Source organism: Flavobacterium sp. W22_SRS_FP1, assembly GCF_052113685.1.
In the GTDB taxonomy this organism is placed as follows: domain Bacteria; phylum Bacteroidota; class Bacteroidia; order Flavobacteriales; family Flavobacteriaceae; genus Flavobacterium.
In genome coordinates this window covers 146,435-160,538 of sequence record NZ_JBGQOE010000004.1, presented here as the reverse complement: position 1 = coordinate 160,538, position 14,104 = coordinate 146,435, and the positions used below count along the sequence as shown (strand labels likewise).

The 14,104-nt window shown below is 36.4% G+C and carries 16 protein-coding genes; 8 read left to right on the top strand and 8 right to left on the bottom strand.

Translation table 11 applies throughout. The features are described from left to right. Window positions 1-23: 23 nt before the first annotated feature. On the bottom strand, window positions 24-437 hold the full coding sequence (locus tag ACEN2H_RS04160; protein ID WP_441730680.1) for a Rieske (2Fe-2S) protein: 414 nt from the start codon (window positions 435-437) through the stop codon (window positions 24-26). Window positions 438-601: 164 nt separating this feature from the next. On the opposite strand from ACEN2H_RS04160, the gene greA reads away from it, so the two are divergent. From greA to ACEN2H_RS04145, 3 genes are all read left to right on the top strand, one after another. After that, on the top strand, window positions 602-1,087 hold the full coding sequence (greA, locus tag ACEN2H_RS04155) for a transcription elongation factor GreA (protein ID WP_441730678.1): 486 nt from the start codon (window positions 602-604) through the stop codon (window positions 1,085-1,087). A gap of 62 nt (window positions 1,088-1,149) precedes the next feature. Next, the gene (locus tag ACEN2H_RS04150) at window positions 1,150-1,539 is read left to right on the top strand and encodes an HIT family protein (protein ID WP_441730676.1); all 390 of its coding nucleotides are present in this window, start codon (window positions 1,150-1,152) and stop codon (window positions 1,537-1,539) included. 97 nt (window positions 1,540-1,636) lie between these two features. After that, window positions 1,637-2,809 carry a transglutaminase domain-containing protein gene (locus ACEN2H_RS04145; RefSeq protein WP_441730674.1) on the top strand — a complete coding sequence of 391 codons (1,173 nt, stop codon included), beginning with the start codon at window positions 1,637-1,639 and terminating at the stop codon, window positions 2,807-2,809. On the opposite strand, the gene ACEN2H_RS04140 is transcribed toward ACEN2H_RS04145, so the two are convergent. Beyond that, complete coding sequence (locus ACEN2H_RS04140; RefSeq protein ID WP_441730672.1) at window positions 2,806-3,954, bottom strand: sensor histidine kinase; 1,149 nt, start codon at window positions 3,952-3,954, stop codon at window positions 2,806-2,808. The two genes, ACEN2H_RS04145 and ACEN2H_RS04140, sit on opposite strands and share 4 nt — an antisense overlap. A gap of 185 nt (window positions 3,955-4,139) precedes the next feature. Between ACEN2H_RS04140 and ACEN2H_RS04135 the strand changes: the two genes are divergently transcribed. Both ACEN2H_RS04135 and ACEN2H_RS04130 read left to right on the top strand, forming a co-directional pair. Then, window positions 4,140-5,015: a flavin reductase family protein gene (locus ACEN2H_RS04135; RefSeq protein ID WP_441730739.1), complete on the top strand. Its 876-nt coding sequence runs from the start codon at window positions 4,140-4,142 to the stop codon at window positions 5,013-5,015. Window positions 5,016-5,042: 27 nt separating this feature from the next. After that, window positions 5,043-5,414, top strand: coding sequence for a DUF3127 domain-containing protein (locus ACEN2H_RS04130; RefSeq protein WP_441730670.1), 372 nt, complete (start codon window positions 5,043-5,045; stop codon window positions 5,412-5,414). Window positions 5,415-5,504: 90 nt separating this feature from the next. Here ACEN2H_RS04130 and ACEN2H_RS04125 read toward each other — a convergent pair whose 3' ends face one another. Beyond that, a complete protein-coding gene (locus ACEN2H_RS04125; RefSeq protein ID WP_441730668.1) occupies window positions 5,505-6,233 on the bottom strand; it encodes a phosphatase PAP2 family protein in 729 nt (242 codons plus the stop codon). Window positions 6,234-6,325: 92 nt separating this feature from the next. Between ACEN2H_RS04125 and aat the strand changes: the two genes are divergently transcribed. Beyond that, window positions 6,326-6,964 carry a leucyl/phenylalanyl-tRNA--protein transferase gene (gene aat / locus ACEN2H_RS04120; protein ID WP_441730666.1) on the top strand — a complete coding sequence of 213 codons (639 nt, stop codon included), beginning with the start codon at window positions 6,326-6,328 and terminating at the stop codon, window positions 6,962-6,964. A 2-nt stretch (window positions 6,965-6,966) separates the two neighbouring features. Here aat and ACEN2H_RS04115 read toward each other — a convergent pair whose 3' ends face one another. Then, window positions 6,967-7,524: a DNA-3-methyladenine glycosylase I gene (locus ACEN2H_RS04115; protein ID WP_441730664.1), complete on the bottom strand. Its 558-nt coding sequence runs from the start codon at window positions 7,522-7,524 to the stop codon at window positions 6,967-6,969. Window positions 7,525-7,648: 124 nt separating this feature from the next. Between ACEN2H_RS04115 and ACEN2H_RS04110 the strand changes: the two genes are divergently transcribed. Next, window positions 7,649-9,778: a M3 family metallopeptidase gene (locus ACEN2H_RS04110; protein WP_441730663.1), complete on the top strand. Its 2,130-nt coding sequence runs from the start codon at window positions 7,649-7,651 to the stop codon at window positions 9,776-9,778. 82 nt (window positions 9,779-9,860) lie between these two features. On the opposite strand, the gene tsf is transcribed toward ACEN2H_RS04110, so the two are convergent. The 4 genes from tsf to rplM all read right to left on the bottom strand — a co-directional run bounded on the left by tsf (window position 9,861) and on the right by rplM (window position 12,672). After that, window positions 9,861-10,685 (bottom strand): translation elongation factor Ts, encoded by an 825-nt coding sequence (gene tsf, locus ACEN2H_RS04105; protein WP_441730661.1) that lies wholly within the window; start codon window positions 10,683-10,685, stop codon window positions 9,861-9,863. 137 nt (window positions 10,686-10,822) lie between these two features. Next, window positions 10,823-11,659: a 30S ribosomal protein S2 gene (rpsB, locus tag ACEN2H_RS04100; RefSeq protein WP_441730659.1), complete on the bottom strand. Its 837-nt coding sequence runs from the start codon at window positions 11,657-11,659 to the stop codon at window positions 10,823-10,825. A gap of 171 nt (window positions 11,660-11,830) precedes the next feature. Continuing rightward, complete coding sequence (gene rpsI, locus ACEN2H_RS04095; RefSeq protein ID WP_441730657.1) at window positions 11,831-12,217, bottom strand: 30S ribosomal protein S9; 387 nt, start codon at window positions 12,215-12,217, stop codon at window positions 11,831-11,833. Next, window positions 12,217-12,672 (bottom strand): 50S ribosomal protein L13, encoded by a 456-nt coding sequence (rplM, locus tag ACEN2H_RS04090; RefSeq protein WP_007137451.1) that lies wholly within the window; start codon window positions 12,670-12,672, stop codon window positions 12,217-12,219. The genes rpsI and rplM overlap by 1 nt, the downstream gene beginning before the upstream one ends. Window positions 12,673-13,019: 347 nt before the next feature. Here rplM and ACEN2H_RS04085 point away from each other — a divergent pair, with 347 nt between their 5' ends. Further along, window positions 13,020-14,045 (top strand): LacI family DNA-binding transcriptional regulator, encoded by a 1,026-nt coding sequence (locus ACEN2H_RS04085; protein ID WP_441730656.1) that lies wholly within the window; start codon window positions 13,020-13,022, stop codon window positions 14,043-14,045. Window positions 14,046-14,104 lie beyond the last annotated feature (59 nt).

Here is a 14,104-nt window from a genome sequence, read left to right as displayed (position 1 = left end):
AGTTTTTCTTTCGGGCTTTTGTGTTAATTATAAACTCGCAATACACTTCCATTCACTTCAACACGATATTGTTTTAGTGGATATTCTAAGCCGCCTTGGCCTGTAAATAAGCTGTATTCATTACTGTCACAAGGACAGACTATATTAATTCCTTTTAGAGTCATAGTCGAGCAGCTGCCAATTGCTTGATTAGGACAAGCTGCATCAAAAGCATTATAACCACTTCCCGTATTGAATATATAAATACCTTTTGCACCAACACTAGAGTAGTAGATAGCATTACTAGGGTACCGCAAGTTGGAATATGCGGGTAGGTTCATATTGATGTCTATTGTGAAAGTATAATTAGGAATATAAGGGTTTGTATTATTAAAATTGCTGTCACTGCAGCCAATAAACAGGGGCAGTAGAAGGAATAGAAGTAGGTGTTTTTTCATTATTTAAAATAAATTAAAAGTATTAGCTAAACAAATTTAATTTATTTAACTTTGAATTAAATATGATTAACATATAATTTTACACTAAAATATAACAAAAATATTCTTGTGGAAAGAAATCCCGTCCTGATGGGATTTTTTCTATTTACATAAATGATTAAACTATGAGCGCAATATCTTATTACACGGCAGAAGGCTTAAAAAAATTAAGAGAAGAATTGGACTATTTGAAAAACGTGATGCGTCCAAAAGCGTCTGCAGACATAGGTGAGGCAAGAGATAAAGGGGATTTGTCTGAAAATGCGGAGTACGATGCCGCAAAAGAAGCACAAGGAATGCTCGAAATGAGAATTGCGAAGTTAGAAGAGGTGCATTCTAATGCCAGACTGATTGATGAAACGCATCTTGATGTGTCTAAAGTTTTGGTTTTGTCGAATGTGAAAATTAAAAACCAGGCCACTGGCATGGAAATGAAATATAGGTTAGTTGCCGAAAGTGAAGCGGACTTGAAAACTGGAAAAATATCAGTAACCTCGCCAATTGGGAAAGGCTTGCTTGGAAAATCGGTTGGGGATGTTGCAGAAATTACAGTTCCAAGTGGAGTATTGAAATTCGAGATTATAGAAATTACCCGTGACCAAAGCCTTTAGTTTCCGTTTTTCAGGAAACCTCATTATAATACAGTTTGAAAATACAATTTAATACTTAGCATATGAGCTCAATTTTCATGAAAATCGTAAAAGGTGAAATTCCATGTTACAAAATTGCCGAAGACGATAATTATTTAGCTTTCCTAGATGTGAACCCTAATGCAAAAGGACATACGTTATGCATTCCAAAATTTGAAGTAGATAAGATTTTCGATATGGACGAAGCCCACTATTTGGGGCTGATGCATTTTTCAAGAAAAGTAGCCATCGCCTTGGAAAAAGCGGTTCCTTGCAAAAGAGTCGGTATGGCAGTTGTAGGACTTGAAGTTCCACACGCCCACGTTCACCTGATTCCGCTTAACGAAATGGATGAAATGCGTTTTCAAAAAAAGGTGTCTTTGACAAAAGAAGAATTTGAGGTTTTAGCAGAAAGTATTAAAACTAACCTCTAATATTTTAAATATAAAATAAATTGGTACGGTTTTCGTTAAAAAGGGAGTAGGTGAGAACCTATTCTCTTTTTAGTTTAGGGAGCGTAAAAAGTATGGTATGAAAAATATTTCCTTAGTATTTTTTCTCTTTTTTTCTCTTTTGAGTTTTGGACAAATTAATAGTGAATATGCTCCGATCGATGCGAAGATGGCTGCTGTCTCTGATGATTCGAGTGCTTCTATTGCAACAATTGGGACTTATATCAATACCAATTTCAAAACGGATAAAGACAAAATACGTGCGGCGTTTTATTGGACGGCTTCTAATATAAGCTATGATGTAGCCAATATGTTTACAGTAAGTAGTGATGAGACGGAACTGGCTAAAATTGCAAAAACATTACAGACTAAAAAAGGAGTTTGTAGTCATTACGCTAGCGTTTTTAATGCTCTTTGTAGAGAATTGGGGATACAGTCTTATATAATATCAGGATATACGAAGCAAAGCGGAAAAGTCGACAACTTAGCTCATGCTTGGACAGCTGCAAAAATTGATGGTTCTTGGTATATATTCGATCCGACCTGGGGCGCCGGATACGTTAATAAAGGTAAGTTTTATAAAAAAATAAATAATGCTTATTTTAAAGTGGCTCCTACTAAAATAATTGCTTCTCACATTCCATTTGATTACTTGTGGCAATTTTTAAATTATCCTATTACTAATGGGGAGTTTTATGAAGGTAAAACCCAACTCAATAAACTCAAGAAATACTTTGACTTCGAGAAAGAAATTATCAGATACAATGCCTCGTCAGAGATTGATCAGCTATTTGAAACAGCTGCAAGAATAGAGAAAAACGGATTGAAAAACGCAATGATTATAGCGCGATACGAGAGCAACAAGGAACAGATAGTCTATTTGAGACAAAATAAAAACATTGAGAAATTGAATTCTATTGTGATTGAAATGAATGAAGCTGTTGTTTTATTAAATGATTTTATACATTACAGGAACCGGAAATTCAAACCTGCTTTTTCAGATGAAGTGATTCATAATATGATTCAGATACCAACACAGAAATTGGCCAAATGTCAAAACGATATTTACGATGTTGGAACGGTTGGAAGCGAAAACGCATCAAATTTAGCCTCGATAAAAAAAACAATTGGTGCAGCTTTGGCGCAGGCCGAAGAGCATAATCAATTTGTAAAAAATTATTTAAGTAAATCTAAGATAATCAGGAAAACGATGTTCTCGAAAGTATCTTGGTACGGGGTTCCGTTAAACTAAATTAATTTTTTGTAAACCAACTGCATTGTGGTTCCCTTGCCCATTTCAGAGCTCAAGACCTTGACTTTTCCTTTGTGGTATTCTTCCACGATTCTTTTTGTCAATGAAAGCCCTAATCCCCAACCGCGTTTTTTAGTGGTAAAACCAGGTTCAAAGACAGATTTAAAGTTGTTTTTGAGAATCCCGTTTCCACTGTCGGACACGTTTATTTTCACAGATTCGCCGTCTTGTTCTATATGCAAGGAAAGCTTTCCTCTTCCTTTCATTGCATCGATGGCATTTTTCACAAGGTTTTCAATAGTCCAACTGTGTAAGGTCGGATTGAGCAGAACAAAAACAGGAGACGACGGACTGTCGAAAGTAAATTCAATTTGTTTAGAAAAACGGGATTGGAGGTAGTTATAGGATTGTAGTGTTTCTTCTACGATATCTTTTTTTTCTAATACGGGCTCTGATCCTATTTTTGAGAATCTGTCCGTAATGGTTTGTAACCTTTCAATGTCTTTTTCGATTTCATAAGTGGTAGATTCTTCAACGTTGTCAGCCTTGAGGATTTCGACCCAGCCAATTAGCGAGGAAAGTGGCGTGCCAATTTGATGCGCTGTTTCCTTAGCCATTCCAGCCCAGAGCTTATTCTGGGTAGCTATTTTAGTGCTTCGGTAAAAATAATAAACTACGGCTGCAAACAATACGATAATGAGCAGTAATGCTACAGGGTAATATTTAAGTTTATTGAGTAATGCCGAATTGCCGTAATACAATTTTTGAAATTTTCCGGGGACATATTCAATAACAATAGCCTCGTTTTCGTTTTTTAAATTAAATAGAAAAGCGGTGGCCTTATCCTTGTTTTCTACGATTGCCTCGTCTATATTAACGGTATTTATAATACTATCATTCTCAGTCAAGACTATAGGTATTGAAGTGTTGTTGCTGAAAATTTGTAGTGGAAGTTCAACATCAGTATTCTCGCCAGCGTTAATAAGTGTTTTTTGTGCGTTTGCCCAAAGGTTCATTTTTAAACGTTCTTCATTTTTGAAAATTTGAAAAAAAGTATAGGTGTTCCAAAGAATTAAAGAGATTATCAAAAATGAAGCGAAAATAATGATCCAACGAGTTGTGTTTTTTCTTTCGGAAAACTGCATAAATGAGATTTTGAGGTATAAATATAACGAAATATTAATAGCATTATTTTAGTTGATAATAAAAGGAGATTTTTTGTGGGATGAAAATGTTTTTAGCGTTAAATGACTCCTCTCTTTCTTTATAATAAAACCATTTCCTTACTTTTGTAAATCGAGGTATGAAAACAATTAACAACAAAACACGTATGATTAGCATTGATCCAAAAAGTATAGAAACGGCTAAATTACAGGGTTATTTACAAGGTTCTGTTGGGCCGAGGCCGATAGCGTTTGCAAGTACAGTTGATGAAAATGGAAATCCAAATTTATCCCCTTTTAGTTTTTTTAATGTTTTTAGTGCAAATCCTCCCATTCTTGTTTTTTCGCCAGCAAGACGCGTGCGAGATAATTCCATTAAACACACTTTGATCAATTGCGAAGCGACGAGGGAAGTGGTGATTAATGTGGTCAATTTTGATTTGGTACAACAAAGCTCGCTTGCAAGCACAGAATACGCCGACGGTGTGAATGAATTTGAGAAGTCTGGATTAACGGCAGTTCCTTCAGATTTGGTAAAACCATTCAGAGTTAAAGAATCGCCAGTTCAATTTGAATGTAAAGTCAATCAGATTATTCCGTTGGGAAGCGAAGGCGGCGCGGGGAATTTAATACTTTGTGAGGTAGTGCGAATTCATATAGATGAAGCTGTATTGGATGAAAAGGGATCAATTGATCAGTATAAAATAGATTTAGTGTCAAGATTAGGTGGAAGTTGGTATTCTAGATCAAATCAAGGTTTGTTTGAAGTTCCTAAACCGCTAGCGACCCTGGGAATCGGTGTCGACGCAATCCCAAACTATGTAAAGGAAAGTGTTGTATTTGACGGAAATGATTTAGGTAAACTAGGGAACATAGAAGTCTTGCCTACGACAGAAGAAGTTAGTATATTTGTAAAACAGAATTTTTCTATAAAAGCAGTTTTAAGCTCTGATGACCAAGAAAAAGTCCATCTGGAAGCTAAAAAATACTTGAATGATAATGATGTCCTTTCTGCATGGAAGGTGCTTCTGGCAAAAAAATAATCTTAAATAACAATTAAAACAACGAAGATGGAAGTTACAGGAAAAATTAAAGTTGTCAATCCAGAACAACAAATTAGCGCCTCATTTAAAAAAAGAGAATTGGTTGTTACGACAGATGAACAATATCCTCAACATATTATGGTCGAGTTTACACAAGACAAATGTGATTTGTTGAACAATTATAATGTTGGTGAGGACGTAAAAGTCTCAATCAATTTAAGAGGTAGAGAATGGGTGAGCCCACAAGGGGAAACAAAATATTTTAACAGCATTCAAGGATGGAGAATCGAAAAGCTGGCTGCTGAAGCTCAAGCTCCTTCTGCTCCTATGCCATCTGCTCAGGCATTTGCTCCCGCTACGAACTTAAATGAAGAAGAGCCGGATGATTTACCTTTTTAATTAAAAGCATCTATTTTATTAAAGGCCTTGAAATTTTCAAGGCCTTTTTTTTTGGTTTATTGTCGCCTCAATTTGCAGTTTTAAACAGCATTATTTTGACCTGACGAGTAATCCAATTCCAATTTGGTTTCCGATTTGAGGGTATATAAAAGCGGTAGTTTTCTTGTTTTTGCCAAACCGTATGGATTGAAAAGGGTTGTAAGAGGAGACCAGAATCCCCGAAGCCAATCCTATTCCGGCCCCAGCTAAAACATCGGACGCATAGTGTCTGTTATTTGCAACTCTAAAAATTCCGGTGGCAGTTGCGAACAAAAAACCGCTACTTGCGTACCAAAAATTAGATTCTCGATATTCGTGGAACAGTAGGGCCGCATTTGTAAAAGCTATCGCGGTATGACCAGAAGGAAAACTTAGATTGTCTGATTGGTCCGGTCTTTCTTCTTTTACAATATGTTTCGTTGTGGTGACGATGGCTAAGGTAAGGGTATTGGCCACAGCAATGTCAATCGTCTGATGCAGTATAGTATTTTCTGGTTGGAAGCCCAAGTATTTCCCGGCATAAATATGTACTATCGGAACTAGGGGGAAAACATCGTCCGCAGCCGAGTGGAAATTGTCGCCAACGATCACTCGTGACCTTTCTTGCAAATCAGTATTGAGTCGTGAACCCAAGAGTAAGCTTCCGCTGGCGATCAATGCCGCGGGGATGATGAAATGTTTGTAAGAGAGTTTTTTGTTTGACGTTACAGTATCGTTCTTTTGTCCATATATTTGCGTAAACAGTAATGTAAATGCGATTAAGAATGATAACTTTTTCATTAAGGCCATTTTAAATGGTTTGCTAATTGACTGTTGCAGTAATTTAGGTTCGCCAAATTTAACAGTATAAATTTATATTTTAGTTCAAAGGCATGTTTTATTTAACCTCTAGTATATTTTTCCCTCCAGTTTCTGAAGCCAACTATGACGGTATCCTGGCAATTGGTGGCGATTTGTCTCCAGAACGTTTGCTGTTAGCCTATAGAAGTGGAATTTTCCCTTGGTTTGAAGAGGGGAAGCCTATTGTTTGGTGGTCGCCTAATCCTCGGATGGTTTTGTTTCTAGACGAATTGATTGTGTCCAAAAGCATGCGAAACATTCTCAACAGAAATAGCTTTAGGGTTACGTTTAATCAAAATTTCAAAGACGTTATTTCAAATTGTCAAAATATTAAGCGCGACGGTCAGAATGGAACTTGGATTACTAATGACATGATTGAAGCCTATTGTAGACTTCATGAGTTGGGAATAGCTAAATCCGTTGAGGTTTGGCAAAATGACGAGTTGGTTGGTGGTTTGTATGGAGTTGATTTAGGTCATGTTTTCTGCGGAGAAAGCATGTTTTCCAAAGTTTCAAATGCGTCAAAAGTCGCATTTATCTCCTTAGTTAATCATTTGAAAGCAGCCGATTATAAACTCCTTGATTGTCAGGTTTACAATCCCCATTTAGAAAGCCTGGGTTGCAGAGAAATTGAACGGGAGGCTTTTATGAAGATTTTAAAATTAGAATAGCTCTATTTTCTCCAACAATCTGCAACATGGTCATTCACTACTCCCGTCGCTTGCATATGCGCATAGATGACAGTGGATCCTACAAATTTAAAGCCGCGTTTTTTTAAGTCTTTGCTGATTTCATTCGAAAGTGGGGTGGTGGCTGGTACTTCTTTCATTGTTTGTGGATGGTTGATTATTGGCGCTCCGTTTGTAAATGCCCAAATATATTTAGAGAAGCTGCCAAATTCTTCCTGTATCATCATAAAAGCTTGCGCGTTGGAAACTGCAGAGCGCACTTTCAATTTGTTGCGAATAATTCCCGCGTCCAATAAAAGGGCTTGGATCTTGTCTTCTGAATATCGGGCGATTTTTTCATAGTCGAAATTGTCGAATGCTTTCCTGAAATTCTCCCTTTTGTTAAGGATCGTAATCCAGCTGAGCCCGGCTTGGAATGTTTCCAGAATAAGGAATTCAAATAAAGTGGCATCATCATAAACGGGAGTTCCCCATTCCTGGTCATGGTATTCTTTGTATAAGTCGCTGGACAAGCACCAGCCGCATCTAATTGGAGCGTCCATTGTAAATTGTTTTGTGTTTTCAAAGATATTAAAATCAATTAGTATTTCATCAAATAGTGCTGTTCCTCAAGTTTTTTAATTAAATTTAGCACTGAAAAATACATAAGTGTAAGACTACAATAACATGAAAAAAATAATTACAGTTCTAATGATCAGTTCAACAATGTTAAGCATAAATGCCCAGGGTAATCCCGATAATCCATTACTTAAAAAATGGACAGGACCATATGGTGGTGTTCCTGCTTTTAATGAATACAATATTTCCCAAATCAAACCAGCGTTTGACGTTGCCATTAAGGAGCGTTTAAACGAAGTTGATGCAATCGCCAATAATCCTCAGGCGCCTACTTTTGAAAACACAATCGCTCAAATGGAACGGGCCGGCAAGGATTTTAAGCGCGTTATGACTGTGTATGGGATTTACTCTTCGAATCTGAACAGTCCTGATTTTGAACCGATCGAAAGGGAAATGGGTCCGATATTGGCCTCGTTGTCTAGTAAGATTTATCAAAACAAAAAATTATTCGATAGAATTGAAACTTTGTACAATTCTCCCAATAAAGAGAAGTTGACCGAAGAGCAACAAAGGTTAATTTGGTTGAACTACACTAATTTTGTCAAGGAAGGAGCAAATTTAGATCCTGAAGCAAAGGAGAAAGTGGCTAAAATCAATAGCGAATTAGCAAGCTATTTTTCTACGTTCAGTCAGAATTTATTGGCTGAGGAAAACAATGAATATGTGGCTTTAAACAATCAAGGCGATTTTGACGGTTTGCCAGAAGGCTTGAAGAAAGCTGCGATGGCTCAGGCCAAAGAGAGAAATTTGAATGTACTTGGGGTGATTGGCAATACACGTTCATTCGTGGAGCCTTTCCTTACTTTCAGTAATAATAGGGAACTAAGGGCCAAAGTTTGGAGTATGTATGTCAAAAGGGGCGATAATGAAAATGAATTTGATAATAAAGCAACCCTTGTTCAGATATTGCAGTTAAGGGCGAAAAAAGCAAAATTACTCGGTTTCCCTACTTTTGCGCATTGGAATTTGAGCAATAAAATGGCTAAAACACCCGAGCGGACGATGGATTTGATGATGTCAGTATGGGAGCCTGCGGTTGCACAAGTTCATAAAGACGTTGCTGCTATGCAAAAAATTGTAGATGTCGAGGGAGGGAATTTTAAAATTTCGCCTTGGGATTATCGTTATTATTCGGAAAAAGTGCGGAAAGAAAAATATGATCTTGACCAGAATGTGGTGAAGGAATACCTGCAATTAGAAAACCTCAGGGAAGGTATGTTTTGGGTTGCCGGTGAGCTTTTTGATTTGCAATTCAAAGTGGTTACGAATGTGCCCGTATACCATGCTGATGTAAGGGTTTGGGAAGTTTCAAATAAAACGACGGGGAAATTAGTCGGTCTTTGGTATTTTGACCCTTATGCCCGTAAAGGAAAACGTTCTGGCGCGTGGATGAACGCTTACAGAAGCCAACAAAAGATGGATGGTGCCGTTTTGACTATCGTCTCAAATAATAGTAATTTTATTAAAGGAGCAGACAATGCGCCTGTTTTGATTTCGTGGACTGATGCTACGACATTGTTTCACGAGTTTGGACACGCCCTTCATGGATTGTGTTCAAATGTTACTTATCCGACTCTTTCTGGTACTGCCGTTGCTAGAGATTATGTGGAATTTCCTTCTCAAATTTTAGAGCATTGGCTCGAAACGCCCGAAGTGTTAAATAGATTTGCATTACATTACAAAACTAACGAGCCAATTCCGATGGCACTAGTGGAACGTATAGAGAAAGCGTCTACTTTTAATGAGGGATTTTCAACAGTAGAAACGATTGCAAGTTCATTGATAGATATGAAACTACATTTGGCTGGTAACACCTTAATTGATCCAGCCGTATTTGAGAGTGAAACTTTAAATGAACTTAATATGCCTGAAGAAATTGTAATGCGACATAGAATTCCGCAATTTGGCCATATTTTTTCAAGCGATGGTTATGCTGCTGGTTATTATAGCTATTTATGGGCTGACGTAATCAGTACGGATGCGTATGAGGCTTTTACTGAAGGAAATGGGCCGTATGACAAAGAAGTGGCCAAAAGGCTTTATGAAAGCGTTTTTAGCGTAGGAAATACAACTGACCAAGAAGATGCTTACAGAAGTTTCAGGGGACGTGATCCAAAGAGTGATGCTTTGATGCGAGCTAGAGGCTTTAATTCCTTTAAAGCAGACAATAAAAAATGATAGAACGGCATTTGGCACAACAAAAAAAAGAGCGATTTGAATTTCAAATCGCTCTTTTTATATATAATGAGTTGGATTAGGATTAACCTAAAGCAGCTCTTTTGAATCCTGTCACGATAAGGTCTTTATCTAAAGATTTCACGTAATTAGCAACGCTTAATTTGTTGTCTTTAATATAATCTTGGTTTACCAATGTGTTATCTTTAAAGAAACGAGCCAATTTACCTTTAGCGATATTGTCTAACATAGCTTCTGGCTTGCCTTCTTGACGAAGTAAGTCTTTAGCGATTTCAATTTCTTTTTCTATAGTTGCAGCATCAACACCTTCCTCGTTTAACGCGATAGGAGACATTGCAGCAGCTTGCATAGAAATGTTTCTAGCCACTTCTTCAGCACCTTCAACAGCTGCAGAAAGTGAAACTAAAGTAGCGATTTTGTTACCAGAGTGAATGTAAGATCCGATGAAAGCACCTTCCAATTTTTCGAAAGTTCTGATTTCTAATTTTTCACCTATAACGCCTGTTTGTTCGATCAATTTGTCAGCAACGGTGATTCCGTTGAAATCAGCTGCAAGAAATTCTTCTTTAGTATTGTAGTTCAACGCTAAGTTAGCCATTTCAGTAGCCATTTTAACGAAGCTTTCATTCATTCCCACGAAGTCAGTCTCACAGTTTAATGTGATAACAACACCAGCAGTTTTGTCAGCATTTACAACAGCAATCGCAGCACCTTCTGTAGATTCTCTATCAGAACGGTTTGCGGCTACTTTTTGTCCTTTTTTACGTAGGTTTTCGATAGCTAAATCGAAATCTCCTTCCGCTTCAACAAGTGCTTTTTTGCAGTCCATCATTCCTGCACCTGTGATTGTTCTTAATTTATTTACGTCTGCAGCAGTTATAGTTGCCATATGTGTTGTTTTTTAAGGTTAAAAGTAAAAATTCCAATTCTTAAATCCCAAACACCAATTTTATCAAATTATCAACATTTCGTTTCTAATTTTTTTATGGAATTTGGAATTTAAAATTTGGAATCTAAAAATTTGTTTTATTCTTCAGTTGCTGGAGCTTCTGCTTCAGTATCCGGAGCCGTTGTTTCAGCTGCTACTGGAGCTACTGTTTCAATTACTGGAACTGCTACTTTTTCAGCTGCTTCTGGAGCCGCTTTTTCAGTTGCATCAGCATCTTTGTCAGAAGTTCTGTTAGAAAGTCCTTCAACAATTGCAGCTGTAACTAAAGATAAAATTTTATCGATTGATTTAGAAGCATCATCATTTGATGGAATTACGAACTCTACTTCACGAGGATCAGAGTTAGTATCAACCATTGCAAAAACTGGAATGTTTAATTTTTGAGCTTCTTTTATTGCGATGTGTTCAGCTTTGATATCTACTACAAATAATGCAGCTGGTAATCTTGACATATCAGAAATTGAACCTAAATTTTTCTCTAATTTAGCACGAAGACGATCAACTTGTAAACGCTCTTTCTTAGAAAGGGTCATGAAAGTACCATCTTTCTTCATTTTATCAATAGTAGACATTTTTTTTACTGCCTTTCTTATTGTAACGAAGTTAGTTAGCATTCCACCAGGCCATCTTTCAGTGATGTAAGGCATGTTTGCAGCTTTTGCTTTTTCAGCAACGATGTCTTTTGCTTGTTTTTTGGTAGCGACAAATAATATTTTTCTACCTGATGCTGCAATTTTTTTCAAAGCTTCATTAGCCTCTTCAATTTTTGCTGCAGTTTTATATAGATTGATAATGTGTATACCATTACGTTCCATATAAATGTAAGGAGCCATGTTTGGATCCCATTTTCTAGTCATGTGTCCGAAGTGAACACCTGCTTCTAGTAATTCTTTTACTTCTACTTTGTTTGACATTTTTTGTACTAGTTTACGTTCTGTTGATTAGCAATGTATGAATGGCGATTTCTCGGCTAAATACATTTAGATGCTAAACTAATTCCTACCTCGGTAGGCAACAACAACATTGTTTTAAATTCAATAATAAACTCAATAAGTCTTGAATAAATGTATTCAAGACAGGCAATATTAACGTTTCGAGAATTGAAATTTCTTACGAGCTTTCTTCTGACCGAATTTCTTACGTTCAACCATTCTTGGATCTCTTGTCAATAAACCTTCTGGTTTCAAGATTAATCTGTTTTCAGGATTCACTTCACACATAACACGTGCTAATGCCATTCTTACAGCTTCTGCTTGTCCAGTTGAACCACCTCCAAAAACGTTTACTTTTACGTCAAAGTTAGTTGCGTTCTCTGTCATAGACATAGGTTGCATAACTTTGTACTGTAAAGTAGCTGTTGGGAAGTAAGTTGCGAATTCTTTTTTGTTTACAGTGATTACTCCTGTTCCTTCCGAAACATAAACACGTGCAACAGCGGTTTTTCTTCTACCGATTTTGTGAATAACTCCCATTACTTAAGATCGTTAAGGTTAACTGTTCTTGGTTTTTGTGCACCTTGTTTGTGCTCTGAACCAACAACAACATTTAAATTTCTGAAAAGTTCAGCACCAATTTTATTTTTTGGTAGCATTCCTTTTACTGCTTTTTCTACTAATAATGCAGGGTTTTTTGATTGCAATACTTTAGCAGTTAAAGTTCTTTGTCCTCCTGGGTAACCTGTGTGACGCATGTAGATTTTTTCGTCCATTTTGTTACCTGTAAGGTTGATTTTTTCTGAGTTGATAACAATTACGTTATCCCCACAGTCAACGTGCGGTGTGTAACTTGGCTTGTACTTACCTCTAAGGATCATTGCGACCTTTGATGCAAGACGACCTAAGTTATGCCCATCAGCATCTACAACAATCCACTCCTTTGTAACGGTGGCTTTGCTTGCTGATTGTGTCTTGTAGCTTAATGCGTCCATAATATTATTTTAATTAAACATTCCATCCCCATTAAAGGGGATGCAAAAGTACAATTATTTATTTTAAATTCAAATACCTGCAAAAGAATAATTTCGAGTTGTTGGGTCGCTGATTATCAATTGTCTATTTGGGATAAGCTGTGTTGCTCCTCTTTTAGAATTATAACTTAAGCTTACTTTTTATTTTTATATTACTTTCGTCTTCAAATATAATATTTTATCTTGCATGCCAATAGTACTAGGCGTAAAGTGGGAATTCCTTTTTTTGACACCAGGTGCACTTTTTGCTTTGGCGGTAAAGTCAGTGGTTCCCTTAAATTACTAATAATGTCAATACATACTTACTTATGAAAGTTAAAGCAACTCTTAAACAAATTGCAAAAGAACTTAATGTTTCTGTTTCTACAGTTTCTAAAGCACTTAATGATAGCCCTGAAATTAGTGATCAAACAAAAATAAGAATAAAGGAATATGCAAAGCTAAAAAACTATAAACCAAACGTAATCGGTTTGAATCTTAAAAACAGAAAGACAAAAACTATAGGCGTTATAATTCCGAATATTCTAAATTCTTTTTTTGCTAAAGTATTTAGTGGTATAGAAAAAGTGGCTGATGAAAAGGGATATAATGTTATTATGTGTATCTCTAATGAGTCCTTAGACAAGGAAGCGCATACTCTTGAAATGTTAAGCAACGGTACTATTGACGGATTTGTTTTATCAGTTTCTGAGGAAGCGCAAAAACTTAATGATTACAGCCATTTTGCCTCGATTATTAATGATGGTACTCCTATAGTCATGTTTGATAGAATTGCGGATGGAATAGAGTGCGACAAAGTGGTTGTGGATGATTTTGATTCTGCGTTAAACGCCACGCAACAATTAATAGATTTAGGCTGTAAGAATATTGCTTTGTTTTCTTCGGTTGATAATTTAAGTGTTGGTAAATTGAGGACAGATGGATATTTGCAAGCGTTAAAAGAGAATAATATTGCTATTAATAAGAATATAATTCTTCGTACAGATTCAGAAGATGATTTAAATTATAGAATCCAAGAACTTTCTGAAAGCTGTATCATTGATGGAATTTTTGCTTTAGAAGAAAGTGATTCTGTTGCTGCGTTAAAGTACGGTCTAAAAAGAGGAAATAGAATTCCAGAAGAGCTTTCTATTATAGGCTTTGCCGATGGAATATTGGCTTCAAGAAGATTATCCCCGAGTTTAACGACAGTTAGTCAACACGGTGTGGAAATTGGTGAAGTTGCGGCCAGATTACTTATTGACAGATTAGAGTCCAAAGAAGAAAGCAAGCCTTTTGAGACGGTCGTCATTAAAACGAAATTAAAAGAAAGAGAGACAACCAGAAAATTATAGTTTTGATTGATAGTTGTTTATAGGTTAAAAAAGAAGGGTGAGTTTAATTTAAACTGACC

Excerpts from the sequence above, each read along its gene's own strand:
- ACEN2H_RS04160 (WP_441730680.1), bottom strand. The coding sequence starts at position 437 with ATGAAAAAACACCTACTTCTATTCCTTCTACTGCCCCTGTTTATTGGC.
- greA (WP_441730678.1), top strand. The coding sequence starts at position 602 with ATGAGCGCAATATCTTATTACACGGCAGAAGGCTTAAAAAAATTAAGA.
- ACEN2H_RS04150 (WP_441730676.1), top strand. The coding sequence starts at position 1,150 with ATGAGCTCAATTTTCATGAAAATCGTAAAAGGTGAAATTCCATGTTAC.
- ACEN2H_RS04145 (WP_441730674.1), top strand. The coding sequence starts at position 1,637 with ATGAAAAATATTTCCTTAGTATTTTTTCTCTTTTTTTCTCTTTTGAGT.
- ACEN2H_RS04140 (WP_441730672.1), bottom strand. The coding sequence starts at position 3,954 with ATGCAGTTTTCCGAAAGAAAAAACACAACTCGTTGGATCATTATTTTC.
- ACEN2H_RS04135 (WP_441730739.1), top strand. The coding sequence starts at position 4,140 with ATGATTAGCATTGATCCAAAAAGTATAGAAACGGCTAAATTACAGGGT.
- ACEN2H_RS04130 (WP_441730670.1), top strand. The coding sequence starts at position 5,043 with ATGGAAGTTACAGGAAAAATTAAAGTTGTCAATCCAGAACAACAAATT.
- ACEN2H_RS04125 (WP_441730668.1), bottom strand. The coding sequence starts at position 6,233 with ATGAAAAAGTTATCATTCTTAATCGCATTTACATTACTGTTTACGCAA.
- aat (WP_441730666.1), top strand. The coding sequence starts at position 6,326 with ATGTTTTATTTAACCTCTAGTATATTTTTCCCTCCAGTTTCTGAAGCC.
- ACEN2H_RS04115 (WP_441730664.1), bottom strand. The coding sequence starts at position 7,524 with ATGGACGCTCCAATTAGATGCGGCTGGTGCTTGTCCAGCGACTTATAC.
- ACEN2H_RS04110 (WP_441730663.1), top strand. The coding sequence starts at position 7,649 with ATGAAAAAAATAATTACAGTTCTAATGATCAGTTCAACAATGTTAAGC.
- tsf (WP_441730661.1), bottom strand. The coding sequence starts at position 10,685 with ATGGCAACTATAACTGCTGCAGACGTAAATAAATTAAGAACAATCACA.
- rpsB (WP_441730659.1), bottom strand. The coding sequence starts at position 11,659 with ATGTCAAACAAAGTAGAAGTAAAAGAATTACTAGAAGCAGGTGTTCAC.
- rpsI (WP_441730657.1), bottom strand. The coding sequence starts at position 12,217 with ATGGGAGTTATTCACAAAATCGGTAGAAGAAAAACCGCTGTTGCACGT.
- rplM (WP_007137451.1), bottom strand. The coding sequence starts at position 12,672 with ATGGACGCATTAAGCTACAAGACACAATCAGCAAGCAAAGCCACCGTT.
- ACEN2H_RS04085 (WP_441730656.1), top strand. The coding sequence starts at position 13,020 with ATGAAAGTTAAAGCAACTCTTAAACAAATTGCAAAAGAACTTAATGTT.